We start from the raw sequence: 11,803 nt of genomic DNA, 5'->3' as shown, positions 1-11,803 counted from the left end.
TTATGATAGATATATTCGAAAAATCGTTAATATAGTTTCACATACTATCTGTCACTATCATGATTAAAATCTCTCTAATACGATTTTCCCAATGGTGTGCCCGCTTTCAAGTAGTGCATGTGCTTTCTTTAAGTTTTCAGCGTTAATCGGTGTTAATGTTTCATTGTTATGTAAGCTGTACTGATAGTCTAGAAGGAGTTTATTTCTAAAAAGAAGAATTTTTTATTGTATTACTTTATCCCAAACTAAATGTAAAGGTGGATACATAATGACAGTAAAGAAGCTTTATTTCATCCCAGCAGGTCGTTGTATGTTAGATCATTCTTCTGTTAATAGTACACTCGCGCCGGGGAATTTATTGAACTTACCTGTATGGTGTTATCTTTTGGAGACAGAAGAGGGGCCTATTTTAGTAGATACAGGTATGCCAGAAAGTGCAGTTAATAATGAAGGGATTTTTAACGGTACATTTGTTGAAGGACAGATTTTACCGAAAATGACTGAAGAAGATAGAATCGTGAATATATTAAAGCGTGTAGGGTATGAGCCGGACGACCTTTTATATATTATTAGTTCTCACTTACATTTTGATCATGCAGGAGGAAACGGTGCTTTTACAAATACACCGATTATTGTGCAGCGAGCGGAATATGAGGCAGCACTTCATAGAGAAGAATATATGAAAGAATGTATATTACCGCATTTGAACTACAAAATTATTGAAGGGGATTATGAAGTGGTACCAGGTGTTCAATTATTGTATACGCCAGGTCATTCTCCAGGCCATCAGTCGTTATTCATTGAGACGGAGCAATCCGGTTCAGTTTTATTAACAATTGATGCATCGTACACGAAAGAGAATTTTGAAGATGAAGTGCCGTTCGCAGGATTTGATCCAGAATTAGCTTTATCTTCAATCAAACGCTTAAAAGAAGTTGTGACAAAAGAGAAATCGATTGTTTTCTTTGGTCATGATATAGAGCAGGAAAAGGGTTGTAGAGTGTTCCCGGAGTATATATAGTGCAAAAAGTCATGAGTTCGCGTGCTCATGACTTTTTCGTTTAAATAATTTTTTTAAATAAATTATAAACTTTTTTTGAACTATCTTCGTTTAACTGATAGTACGTAAGTTTTACATCATCAGGAGTATCTTGCTGAGCAATCATCACTTCGCTACTGTGATGATCAACTACCCATATGAAATATTTTTTATAAGTTCCATCCTCGAAAGTAATCCACATATCACAATCTATTAAGTCTGATCCTTCTTCATCTAATGTTAATTTACCTTTTTTTGCGGTATTCATACTGTTAATAAACGTTTTTAATTCATCTGTTTTTGTGAGAAAGATATCCTGTTTTGTTTTAATTGATTCGACATGTATATCTTTTATTTCCTGTTTTCCTAAAAAAACAGGGGGCTCATTTGGATCTCGCGAGCTTGAAATAATAGTAGCTTTCTTTTTCGGTTTATTTGCAGTATAGAGATCTTGAATAGATTTTCCCGAGTTTATAAACCATGCAATTCCAGAAATAATTAATACGCTACCTAGCAATAAAATAATTTTTTTAATAGGATTTTCTCCTCTCTATTACTTCGTGTGAAGAGCTTTTCTATTAATATATGATAGGTAAGCGTAAAGTATTATAGTTGAACTTGGTTATGCTTCACAGTTTTTATCGGGCGATCTATGAGTAAATTGTAAGTGAGCCCAATTAATACGAAAATGCCACCGATAACTTTCCCGATTGAGAGTTCATTTGTCAGGAAGAAATCAATAATAGTCCCCGCAAATAATTGTCCGATAAAGATGAGTAATGTTAAATAAAAGGCTGATATTTTAGGAGTAATATAGTTGGATAATGAAATAACGATAACGCCTACTAATCCGCCTAAATATACAGCGATAGGAATGGACTGTAACGTATGCATTGGAATATACAATGAATCTGAACTGAACATTAAAAATAACATAGAGAAAAATAAGCCAGTAATATAATTAAAAAACGTGCCTTCCCAATTGCCAATTTTCTTTGCTAAATTCGCGTTAATAATTCTAGCAACGACGATAGAAACACCAGCTAAAATAGCGATCGTAATATATAACATTTTCTTGCCCCCATTAATAAATTGTCATGATTATAATTCCAGAAGAGATGAAACATAATCCAACTAGTTTTTTCCTTTCAAACTTTGCAACTTTCATTCCTAATAAACCGAAATGATCAATAACGATGGAAGCAATGGATTGACCGAGTAAACTTAATGCGATCGTAATAGAGGCACCAAGGACGGAGAAACTTATATTGTTAAAAAGAACAGTGAATACTCCAATCGCTCCAGCACTATATAAAAAAAGTGGAATACTTTTATCAAAATGGATTTTATGTTTGTTTATGATTAAAACGAAAATAACTGCAATTAAACCGACAAGGTGAATGACAACACTTGCTGTATACTTCCCAATTAACTCGGATAAAATTCCATTCAATGGAAGCATAACGGCGATGAGCACACCAATAAAGACAGAAAGAAAGTTATACAATGTAATATCCCCTTTGTATTTCATATTTGTAATGACTGTATCATGCTGAAATTGTGTATTGTTATGACATATGTCATAGTGGAAGAAGAAAATTTTGATTACAATGGGGATGAGTTGTAAAGGTGGGGAACTATGAAGAAAGTATGTAATTCTATTAAATTAGCAGAGTATATGAAGAAAAATAATATTGATTCATTTTTTAGTCATGATATGAAGCCATATATGGAACTTATATTTTTTAAAAAGAATGAGTTTATTTGTAGAGAAAATGAAGAGATAGATTATTTATTTTTCTTCGTTGAAGGAAAAGCGAAAGCGTTTAATACATTAAGTAACGGGAAATCTGTATTATTATGCTTTTATGATAGCTTGCAGCTGTTAGGAGATGTGGAGTTAATTCATTCTCAAAAGACAACTTCAAACGTACAAGTGATGGCAGATTCATATTGTGTTGGTTTGCCTTTAGGGAAAGTGAGAAATCAACTATTTAATGATGCGAAATTTTTACGATGTATTTGCGGATCGTTAGCGCATAAGTTAAATCGGCTTTCAAAAAATAGTACAATTAATTTACTATATCCTCTTGAAAATAGACTTGCGAGTTACATGTTAGCAGCAGGAGAACGGGCAGTACAGCACGGAAATAGAATTGTATTTAGTGGGAATTTAACGGAAACAGCGGAATTGTTAGGAACGAGCTATCGGCATTTGTTGCGCACATTAAATGTTTTTTGTGATAAAGAGATAATAAAGAAGAATGATGGTTGTTTTGAAGTAGTAAACGTGGAAGTTTTGAGAGAATTGGCAGCAGATGTTTATAAATAGGAGGAGAGTATAAATGATAACACCTATATTTAGAATTTTTGATATTGAAAAAGCAAAACTATTTTACTTAGGTTTTTTAGGATTTAAACTGGATTGGGAACATCGGTATGAGGAAAATATGCCATTATATTTGCAAATTTCGTTACAGGATGCTGTGATACATTTATCAGAACATCATGGTGATGCCTCACCAGGTGGTGCGATTCGGATCAAAATAGATGATGTAAAGGATTATCATTCTGTAGTATTAAGTAAAGAATATGCTTATTCGAAGCCGAATATAGAAAAAACACCTTGGGGTACAATTGAATTAACTGTAATTGATCCGTTTTCAAATAGAATTACACTATACGAGGAAAAATTGTAGAAATGGAATGAAGAGTAGTTCATAGAGCAGTGAACTGTTCTTTTTTATTTTGAGTAGATATTGAATCATATAAAAAGAAAATGTTATGATTATGGAAACGTATGAATATATGAACAAGTATTCATACGTTTAAGAAGAGGAGGGATTAGAATGAAAGATCTAATTATTATTGGGGCGGGTCAAGCTGGATTAACAATGGGATATTACTTGAAGCAAGAAGGGTATAATTTTTTATTACTTGAGGCAGGAAAACGAGTTGGTGATTCATGGAGAAATCGATATGATTCTTTGCAGCTTTTTACCCCAAGGTCTTACAGTAGCTTGCCGGGTATGGCGTTAATAGGTGAAAAAAATGAATTTCCATATAAAGATGAAATTGCAACTTATTTAGAAGAATATGCAAGACATTTTCAATTACCGGTACAATTACAAACGGAAGTTCTAAAAATAAAGAAAGAAAAAGAAATATTTGAATTACATACTCCTACAGAAATTTTACAAACGAAAAAAGTTATTATCGCAACAGGTGCTTTTCAGCAGCCGTTTATTCCCTCAGTTTCAGCAAATCTATCATCACATATTTTTCAAATACATTCATCACAATATAAATCACCATCACAAATTCCTAAGGGAAAAGTACTAGTAGTAGGTGGTGGGAATTCAGGAATGCAAATTGCAGTAGAACTGGCAAAGACTCATGAAGTTACGGTGTCTATTAGTCATCCTTTAACGTTTTTACCGTTACAACTTTTTGGAAAAAGTATTTTTAATCTGCTAGAAAAAGTGGGTTTATTGTACGCTGAAATAAATACAAAGAGGGGAAGATGGTTTCAGAAGAGAAAGGACCCTATTTTCGGTTTTGAAGGTAAGAAACTTATTCGTAATGGAGCAATCAAACTGCAAGAAAAAGTAGTAAGTGCATCAGGAAATAACATTATGTTTCAGAATGGTGATACTTATAGTGCAGAAAGCATTATATGGTCAACTGGTTTTGTTCAAAATTATAATTGGATTGAAATTGAACAGGCAGTGAATGAGAAAGGATTTCCTAATCATATAAAGGGAATCAGTCCAGTAAAAGGATTGTATTATATCGGTTTACCATGGCAATCTCAAAGGGGTTCCGCACTTATTTGTGGTGTAGGAAAGGATGCAGAGTATGTACTTTCTGAAATCAAAAAAATAGATCAGTAGCAATAACTACTGATCATCCATATGTACATGAATTAGGAGAGGTCAAACATTTATTAACTTTATTATAATAGATTTTCATAGAATTAAAAACTGAAAATTCAAATTTAATGTTGAGAAAGTTTTTTGTATCGAAATATATGAAAAAATAGGGATTTTTATTAAAACAGAAAAAGATATTTCTATTTTAGTAAATTATGATATAGTCTAAATAAGCGTGTTTTTCCATAAATGTAATTATTTTCATTGTAATTTTGTTTATATGAGGGAAGGAGAAGTAATTATGAAGTTTGATGATCAACGCTTACTAGGAGTCCGATTAGGTTCTGTACTTGTGACAGAGGAAAATCAATATTTAGTAATTAAGAAAAAAGATCATTATGCACTGTTAAATATACATAATTTAGAATGCACTCATGTTGAAGTGCAGTTAGAACATTTGGAAGAAATGTTGCGGGAAGATTTCCAAGAAAGTATAACGGAGATTATCGCACCAGAACATATAAAAATTGTTGCGAAAAATGTTATATAGATAAAGAAGCTGGAAGGAACAGCTTCTTTATTTTCATTATAAGGATAACGTTTTTACAACCTCACCAATGATCCCTTCCATTTGATGAACACCTAAATCGGAATTAGTCATAATAACAGCACCATTCCCGCAGTATGGATAACAAACCATCATACATTGAAATCCAACGCCCCATCCGAGTGAATAAATCTGTAATTCTTCATTAGAATCATCTAGAAAAACACCTAATCCAGTCCATTTTGAGCAACCTTGAGGAGAAATCATGTCTATTACTAATTTTTGAGAAAGTTTTAGTTTGCCCTTTCCTTGTAAGGAATGAATGATTTCAATAACTAAAGCTGATAAGTCAGTTGGTGTTGTCCAAATACCTGAAGCAGCTGCGAATGGATAAAATGGATACTTCTCATTTGTTACAGTTCTATCTTTATTATGTCCGCAAGCAAAAACATCGGTTTTATCTATGTCTTTTGGAGAAAAAAGTGTACTATTTTTCATTTGTAATGGCTGGAAGATGTGTTCTTCTAATAACTGACTAAATGATCTTCCTGTAATATCTTCTAGTAGTAGTTCGATTATACAAAAGTTTGCGTCTGAGTAGTGAAATTCACTTTCTGGTTTATAAGTTACCTCTATAGGTACGGGGCAATATAGTGTTTTACCGGAAAGGAGCTCAGACATATTAGGTAAGCCTTTTGCAGGTGTATAATGTTCAAAACTATTAGGTGGATCAATGAGTCCAGATTGATGGCTTAATAAGTTTCTCAAAGTGATGCTTTTTTGTGAAGTAAATAGATTAGTAGGAATGTTCCAAGATGTGAGTTTATCATTTACGTCTTCGTCTAAATGCAAGATTTCTTGATCTGATAACATTAGTACGAGCATTGTAGTGATGAATTTGCTGATAGAACAAGAATTAAAGAGAGAATTTGTAGTAACAGCTCTAGTTGTTCCAGCTTCAAGTGTTCCAAAGGCAGTCGCTTCATCTAGTTTGCCATTACATATAACAGCGAGGCTTAAACCTGCAACGGAATATTGGTTCATTTTCTCGTATATATTGCTACTTTTTAAGTTCATGGTGACTCCTTTCTTTAAAGACAGAATAGTATTTTTATTATACAGTAGTAAAAAAAAGAAAACACTTCGTCATTCACCAATGAAGTGTTTTCTTTTTTAGTTAGTTTGAAGTGAACTTTTGAAAAAATTTGTCTCGGTACATGTACATAACCCATGAGATTGTTATTAAAGAAATGATGATTTGTTTGTTTTTAATTGGTGCATTGAAAACAAGCCAACCAACTATATCAAATAACAAATGTAGCACGATTGAAAGAACTACAAATTGAAGTAACGTATTTAAAAATCTTTTCATAAAGTGTCCCCTTAAAATAATAGGTTTTATTAACAGTTTGATATAGTGATATTATACATTAAATGTGTATTGTGGTAAAATTTACATAAGTTAGTGGAATAAAGCAAATGAAAGTTAGTAAGGGGGAACATTCATGGAATTCTGGATGGTTATACTGATAGTAGCCTTTGGTTTCATTTATATCGCTGAAAAATTAACTACAATTGAAAAGAAAAATGATGCGCGTTTAAAGAGAATTGAAGATAGATTACAATTAATTACGAAAGAAATGGGAATTATAGAAAGAGAACCTGAAATTAATAAAGAACTACGCCAGCTTGTAGAAGAAGGCAAAAAAATTACAGCAGTTAAGAGAGTAAGAGAAGCTTTTGGTTTTTCCTTACCACAAGCGAAGCAATATGTTGATAAATTATAAAAAAGATCATCCATTTGGGTGATCTTTTTCACTGCACCATGCGTGTATTTACATAAGCCGCGATTATAAAGTGTCCAATTAGAGTGATAGGAATAACGATTGTGACATTAGGCGTAGTGAAGACACTGCCGATTGTCGCAATGACACCAGCAATTAAATTATAAAGACCTACTATTTTTGATAGTTTCACTTTATCAGGTACGCGGCGTTCGTTGAATCCTGATAAGAGCCAAGTGTACTGCTTTACTCCGATGAAATAAGCTAGTGCAAATGAAATGATTGCTACTATAAATAATGTTGGTGAAGCGAAGAGAGTCATTGCAAACACCTCCGTTAATGGGCTATAAATAAATTATAGTCCGAATGTTATAATTTAACAAAATATAATTTTGGTTTTAAGTGTAATAGAAAAATGGAGTATTGGTAATGAGGGGAGATTAAGTATGAATATTGTGGAGTTTCAGAGGTATGTATCAAATTTCAGTAAAGAAAAAGGATTTCAAGATACAACAATTGAAGAGCGTACGATATATACGATGGCGGAATTAGGTGAATTAGCAGAAGTTATATTAAAGCGTGATAAAATACAAGATTCGAAAAGAGAGATTGGTTTAGAAATGTTTGATGTCATTTGGAATGTATGTGATTTAGCAAATAAGTTAGAAATTGATTTGGAGAAGGCATTTGAAGAAAAAATGAGGATAAATAAAAAACGTGAATGGTAAGTGGAATATTAATGTGTAAAGAAGGGGGATACGAGTGAAAAGGAAGCTTTTTATAGGAGGAATCTTTACCTTAATTAGTGTAATGAGTGTTGTCGCTTACTTAGTTTTTCAGGGTATATTCATTCCGAATCAAATAAGTGCGGATAAGTATGAAATAAAAGGTGTAGATGTTGCGTCGTATCAAGGGGATATAGATTGGAGAGAGTTGGAAAAGCAAAATATGAAGTTTGCGTTTATAAAGGCGACTGAAGGAAGTTCGTTTGTGGATGAGTACTTTTCGAAAAATTGGAGGAATGCGAATAAGACAGATATGCGCATCGGAGCGTATCATTTTTTTAGTTTCGATAGTAAGGGTGAAACACAAGCAGAGCAATTTATACGAACTGTTCCAAAATATAAACAAGCACTGCCACCCGTGATTGATGTTGAGTTTTACGCTAACAAAAAAGATAATCCGCCTAAGCGTGAAGATGTTACGAAAGAGTTGGCGGTCATGATTGAAATGCTAGAAAAACATTACGATAAGAAAGTAATATTGTATGCAACGCAAGAGGCGTATGATTTATATATAAAGGATGCGTATCCAAAATGTGATATATGGATTCGTAGTGTTCTTACAAAACCGAGTTTATCTGATGAGAGAAAATGGACGTTTTGGCAATACACGAACCGCGGGAGATTAAGCGGTTATAATGGAAAAGAAAAGTATATTGATTTGAATGTATTTTATGGGAATGAGGAAGAGTTTGAGAATTATGGAATGGAAGATTAAGTTTTAAAGCGTACAAAATTTTGTACGCTTTTTTGTTAATTACATAAAAGTATGCAAATGAAGATGGAACAAACATTTGAGATAAATTGTCTAATATAGGTAATAACTATTTAGCTTGAAAGAAAGGGTTGATAACATGAAAAAGAATACGTTGTTAAAAGTAGGATTATGTGTAAGTTTACTAGGAACAACTCAATTTGTTAGCACGATTTCTTCTGTACAAGCATCACACAAGGTAGAGCAAATAGTAATCAAAAATGAGACGGGAACTATTTCAATATCTCAGTTAAACAAGAATGTATGGGTTCATACGGAGTTAGGTTATTTTAATGGAGAAGCAGTTCCTTCGAACGGTCTAGTTCTTAATACTTCTAAAGGGCTAGTACTTGTTGATTCTTCTTGGGATAACAAATTAACGAAGGAACTAATAGAAATGGTAGAAAAGAAATTTCAGAAGCGCGTAACAGATGTCATTATTACACATGCGCACGCTAATCGAATTGGCGGAATAACAGCGTTGAAAGAAAGAGGCATTAAAGCGCATAGTACAGCATTAACCGCAGAACTAGCAAAGAACAGTGGATATGAAGAGCCGCTTGGAGATTTACAAACAATTATGAGTTTGAAGTTTGGCAATACAAAAGTAGAAACGTTCTATCCAGGGAAAGGACATACAGAAGAGAATATTGTTGTTTGGTTGCCACAATATCAAATTTTAGCTGGAGGCTGTTTAGTAAAATCTGCGGAAGCTAAAGATTTAGGAAATGTTGCGGATGCGTATGTAAATGAATGGTCTACATCGATTGAGAATGTGCTGAAGCGATATGGAAATATAAATTCGGTAGTACCTGGTCATGGAGAAGTAGGAGACAAGGGATTACTTTTACATACATTGGATTTATTAAAATAAGAAATTGTAGAAATACAAAAGAAAGGAGAAATAATTTTCTCCTTTCTTTCTTCTAACTATATTTAAATGCTGAATCTGTCGATTACGTCAGCATATATTACTGAGATTTTAATTCCAAGTATACAAATACTAGTACTGTCATAATTGCAATAACAACGTAAGTAGCATCAAGCATTATAAGTGTTTTTAAAGTTTCAGTCATCGTAATTCACCCCTGTTATAAAAATATAACATGATCTTTTTATTGATTAGATTAGAGATCATAAAGATAAAATGTATATGAAATTTCTTAAGTAGCTTCTATATAAATATATCATATAAATAATGTAAGTAATGTTAAGATAGTGTAAATGTATTGTAAATAAAGAGGTTTACAATGAAGGCTTTAATAAAAAAATGATAGTTCCTTAAAATAAAAAATACGCTATTTTCATATGAGATGAATTGCAATTATTTGTATAAGGGATTCAAAAAAATTTTTTCGTTGTATATATTTCTCCAAATTAATTATTTAGCTATTTAAAAGTATCGAAAGATGTGTGCACACTAATGTATATTTTTTGGATGTCAATAAAAGTATTATGTCAACAATATGAACTGTCACAAATCTTTATATATTATTGTGATTGATATCACATCACTTTTTTTCAATGGGTATTATGCTTAAGGTGTAATGAATGATTGGGAGAGGGTGGGATGATATGTTTTGTTATCAATGTGAACAAACGCCAACAGGCGGATGTAAAGTAATGGGTGTTTGTGGCAAGAATGAAACGATTGCGAGTTTACAAGATACGATTGTGTTTGGGCTAAAAGGAATTGCAGCTTATCGCACACATGCTGCTCAGCTAGGGTATACGGATGCATTTGTAGATGCTACAACACAAGAAGCTTTATATATGACATTAACAAATTCTAACTTTAACGAACAAGAGCATATTGATATGGCTATGAAAGTTGGGAAATCAGCTTTACGGGTGATGGAGTTATTGGATGAGGCACATACGAATCATTTTGGTGTGCCAGAGCCTGTACAAATTACACAAAATCGTGTAGAAGGTAAAGCAATTGTAGTTACGGGCCATAATTTATTTGCATTAGAAGAACTATTAAAGCAAACAGAAGGAAAAGACATTAATATTTATACGCATTCTGAAATGCTACCAGCACACGGATACCCGCAACTGAAAAAATATAAACATTTAAAAGGAAACATCGGTAAGGCATGGTATGATCAAAGACGCCTTTTTGAAAAATTTACTGGTGCCATATTAGCTACAACGAACTGTGTTATGCCAATTAAAGGATCATACTCTGATCGATTCTTTTCATATGACATTGCAGGTTTAGAGGGTGTACAAAAAATTGAAAATGATGATTTTACACCATTGATTCAAAAAGCACTAGAACTTTCAGAAGTACATATGGAGTCGGATGAACAGTTAGTAACAGGGTTTCATCATAATACAGTATTATCATTAGCTCCGGAAATTATTAATGCAGTAAAAGAGGGGAAGATAAAGCGTTTCTTTGTTATCGCCGGTTGTGATGCACCGGGAAAAGGCGGAGAATATTATCGTGAATTAGCAACGTCACTTCCGCCAGAAACAGTTATTTTAACAACTTCTTGCGGGAAATTCCGCTTTAATGATGTGGATTACGGTGTTGTACCTGGTACCGAGATTCCGCGCTACATCGACTTAGGACAATGTAATAATTCCATTTCTACAGTGAAAATAGCAGCTGCATTAGCTGATGCTTTCCAATGTGAAGTGAATGAATTGCCAGTAAGTATTGTGCTATCATGGTTTGAACAAAAAGCGGTTGCCATTTTACTCGGGCTATTTAGTCTTGGAATTCAAGATATTCGCATCGGTCCAAAGGCTCCTGAATTTATTTCACCTGGCGTGCTTGATGTATTACAAGAAACATTTGGTTTAAAACTAATTACAAATGCAGCAGAAGACATAGGTATGATGTTATCGTAACAAAAAAATGATCTGTCTTATTAAATAAGAAGAGCTAGCCATATTTATTAACTTTGGTATAGTATAGTGCCCCAAAACAAAAATGTAGAATTTTTATTTTGGGGTAGTTTCTTTTCTTAGTGGGATAGGTATGGGGAAATTAAAAAAAAGAAAACAGGCTGTA

Annotated in this window: 16 protein-coding genes; 10 read left to right on the top strand and 6 right to left on the bottom strand. The window is 33.0% G+C overall.

The genetic code is table 11. From position 1 onward, the window contains the following. Window positions 1-268: 268 nt before the first annotated feature. On the top strand, window positions 269-1,021 hold the full coding sequence (gene aiiA, locus MR107_RS27270; protein ID WP_226368961.1) for a quorum-quenching N-acyl homoserine lactonase AiiA: 753 nt from the start codon (window positions 269-271) through the stop codon (window positions 1,019-1,021). A gap of 40 nt (window positions 1,022-1,061) precedes the next feature. On the opposite strand, the gene MR107_RS27265 is transcribed toward aiiA, so the two are convergent. From MR107_RS27265 to MR107_RS27255, 3 genes are all read right to left on the bottom strand, one after another. Next, window positions 1,062-1,556, bottom strand: a complete 495-nt coding sequence (locus tag MR107_RS27265) for a hypothetical protein (protein WP_000901700.1) — start codon at window positions 1,554-1,556, stop codon at window positions 1,062-1,064. An 89-nt stretch (window positions 1,557-1,645) separates the two neighbouring features. Beyond that, window positions 1,646-2,110 carry a DMT family transporter gene (locus tag MR107_RS27260; protein ID WP_086401982.1) on the bottom strand — a complete coding sequence of 155 codons (465 nt, stop codon included), beginning with the start codon at window positions 2,108-2,110 and terminating at the stop codon, window positions 1,646-1,648. Window positions 2,111-2,123: 13 nt separating this feature from the next. Then, window positions 2,124-2,570, bottom strand: a complete 447-nt coding sequence (locus MR107_RS27255; RefSeq protein WP_140161671.1) for a DMT family transporter — start codon at window positions 2,568-2,570, stop codon at window positions 2,124-2,126. Between the two features lie 108 nt (window positions 2,571-2,678). Here MR107_RS27255 and yeiL point away from each other — a divergent pair, with 108 nt between their 5' ends. The 4 genes from yeiL (at window position 2,679) to MR107_RS27235 (ending at window position 5,461) form a co-directional block, all read left to right on the top strand. Beyond that, window positions 2,679-3,371, top strand: coding sequence for a transcriptional regulator YeiL (yeiL, locus tag MR107_RS27250; RefSeq protein WP_075678090.1), 693 nt, complete (start codon window positions 2,679-2,681; stop codon window positions 3,369-3,371). A 13-nt stretch (window positions 3,372-3,384) separates the two neighbouring features. Continuing rightward, window positions 3,385-3,738 (top strand): glyoxalase superfamily protein, encoded by a 354-nt coding sequence (locus tag MR107_RS27245; protein ID WP_000632406.1) that lies wholly within the window; start codon window positions 3,385-3,387, stop codon window positions 3,736-3,738. 150 nt (window positions 3,739-3,888) lie between these two features. Continuing rightward, window positions 3,889-4,932: a flavin-containing monooxygenase gene (locus MR107_RS27240; RefSeq protein WP_242292954.1), complete on the top strand. Its 1,044-nt coding sequence runs from the start codon at window positions 3,889-3,891 to the stop codon at window positions 4,930-4,932. 280 nt (window positions 4,933-5,212) lie between these two features. Beyond that, complete coding sequence (locus MR107_RS27235) at window positions 5,213-5,461, top strand: hypothetical protein (protein WP_000666948.1); 249 nt, start codon at window positions 5,213-5,215, stop codon at window positions 5,459-5,461. A gap of 36 nt (window positions 5,462-5,497) precedes the next feature. Here MR107_RS27235 and MR107_RS27230 read toward each other — a convergent pair whose 3' ends face one another. Beyond that, complete coding sequence (locus MR107_RS27230; protein WP_065229140.1) at window positions 5,498-6,535, bottom strand: serine hydrolase domain-containing protein; 1,038 nt, start codon at window positions 6,533-6,535, stop codon at window positions 5,498-5,500. Window positions 6,536-6,635: 100 nt separating this feature from the next. Next, window positions 6,636-6,830, bottom strand: coding sequence for a hypothetical protein (locus MR107_RS27225; protein ID WP_000819660.1), 195 nt, complete (start codon window positions 6,828-6,830; stop codon window positions 6,636-6,638). 133 nt (window positions 6,831-6,963) lie between these two features. Here MR107_RS27225 and MR107_RS27220 point away from each other — a divergent pair, with 133 nt between their 5' ends. Then, entirely contained in the window at window positions 6,964-7,245 is a 282-nt protein-coding gene (locus MR107_RS27220; RefSeq protein WP_242292953.1) for a hypothetical protein, read from the top strand. Between the two features lie 28 nt (window positions 7,246-7,273). Here the strand turns inward: MR107_RS27220 and MR107_RS27215 are convergent, their stop codons facing one another. Beyond that, window positions 7,274-7,564: a DUF3784 domain-containing protein gene (locus MR107_RS27215; RefSeq protein WP_000171773.1), complete on the bottom strand. Its 291-nt coding sequence runs from the start codon at window positions 7,562-7,564 to the stop codon at window positions 7,274-7,276. Between the two features lie 124 nt (window positions 7,565-7,688). Between MR107_RS27215 and MR107_RS27210 the strand changes: the two genes are divergently transcribed. The 4 genes from MR107_RS27210 (at window position 7,689) to hcp (ending at window position 11,640) form a co-directional block, all read left to right on the top strand. After that, window positions 7,689-7,970: a MazG nucleotide pyrophosphohydrolase domain-containing protein gene (locus MR107_RS27210; RefSeq protein ID WP_001028130.1), complete on the top strand. Its 282-nt coding sequence runs from the start codon at window positions 7,689-7,691 to the stop codon at window positions 7,968-7,970. 34 nt (window positions 7,971-8,004) lie between these two features. Beyond that, window positions 8,005-8,742, top strand: coding sequence for a glycoside hydrolase family 25 protein (locus MR107_RS27205; protein ID WP_078401460.1), 738 nt, complete (start codon window positions 8,005-8,007; stop codon window positions 8,740-8,742). Window positions 8,743-8,878: 136 nt separating this feature from the next. Then, window positions 8,879-9,652 carry a BcII family subclass B1 metallo-beta-lactamase gene (gene bla2, locus MR107_RS27200; RefSeq protein ID WP_242292952.1) on the top strand — a complete coding sequence of 258 codons (774 nt, stop codon included), beginning with the start codon at window positions 8,879-8,881 and terminating at the stop codon, window positions 9,650-9,652. A 701-nt stretch (window positions 9,653-10,353) separates the two neighbouring features. Next, on the top strand, window positions 10,354-11,640 hold the full coding sequence (gene hcp, locus MR107_RS27195; protein ID WP_144465784.1) for a hydroxylamine reductase: 1,287 nt from the start codon (window positions 10,354-10,356) through the stop codon (window positions 11,638-11,640). Window positions 11,641-11,803: the final 163 nt, after the last annotated feature.

It is taken from the genome of Bacillus cereus group sp. BfR-BA-01441 (assembly GCF_022663075.1).
Lineage (GTDB): Bacteria > Bacillota > Bacilli > Bacillales > Bacillaceae_G > Bacillus_A > Bacillus_A cereus.
The sequence above is the reverse complement of the archived record's forward strand: the minus strand, read 5'-3'. Positions and strand labels throughout refer to the sequence as shown.

What these genes read in the sequence shown, in the direction of transcription:
- aiiA (WP_226368961.1), top strand. Translation starts at nt 269, where the DNA reads ATGACAGTAAAGAAGCTTTATTTCATCCCAGCAGGTCGTTGTATGTTA.
- MR107_RS27260 (WP_086401982.1), bottom strand. Translation starts at nt 2,110, where the DNA reads ATGTTATATATTACGATCGCTATTTTAGCTGGTGTTTCTATCGTCGTT.
- MR107_RS27255 (WP_140161671.1), bottom strand. Translation starts at nt 2,570, where the DNA reads ATGAAATACAAAGGGGATATTACATTGTATAACTTTCTTTCTGTCTTT.
- yeiL (WP_075678090.1), top strand. Translation starts at nt 2,679, where the DNA reads ATGAAGAAAGTATGTAATTCTATTAAATTAGCAGAGTATATGAAGAAA.
- MR107_RS27245 (WP_000632406.1), top strand. Translation starts at nt 3,385, where the DNA reads ATGATAACACCTATATTTAGAATTTTTGATATTGAAAAAGCAAAACTA.
- MR107_RS27240 (WP_242292954.1), top strand. Translation starts at nt 3,889, where the DNA reads ATGAAAGATCTAATTATTATTGGGGCGGGTCAAGCTGGATTAACAATG.
- MR107_RS27235 (WP_000666948.1), top strand. Translation starts at nt 5,213, where the DNA reads ATGAAGTTTGATGATCAACGCTTACTAGGAGTCCGATTAGGTTCTGTA.
- MR107_RS27230 (WP_065229140.1), bottom strand. Translation starts at nt 6,535, where the DNA reads ATGAACTTAAAAAGTAGCAATATATACGAGAAAATGAACCAATATTCC.
- MR107_RS27225 (WP_000819660.1), bottom strand. Translation starts at nt 6,830, where the DNA reads ATGAAAAGATTTTTAAATACGTTACTTCAATTTGTAGTTCTTTCAATC.
- MR107_RS27220 (WP_242292953.1), top strand. Translation starts at nt 6,964, where the DNA reads ATGGAATTCTGGATGGTTATACTGATAGTAGCCTTTGGTTTCATTTAT.
- MR107_RS27215 (WP_000171773.1), bottom strand. Translation starts at nt 7,564, where the DNA reads ATGACTCTCTTCGCTTCACCAACATTATTTATAGTAGCAATCATTTCA.
- MR107_RS27210 (WP_001028130.1), top strand. Translation starts at nt 7,689, where the DNA reads ATGAATATTGTGGAGTTTCAGAGGTATGTATCAAATTTCAGTAAAGAA.
- bla2 (WP_242292952.1), top strand. Translation starts at nt 8,879, where the DNA reads ATGAAAAAGAATACGTTGTTAAAAGTAGGATTATGTGTAAGTTTACTA.
- hcp (WP_144465784.1), top strand. Translation starts at nt 10,354, where the DNA reads ATGTTTTGTTATCAATGTGAACAAACGCCAACAGGCGGATGTAAAGTA.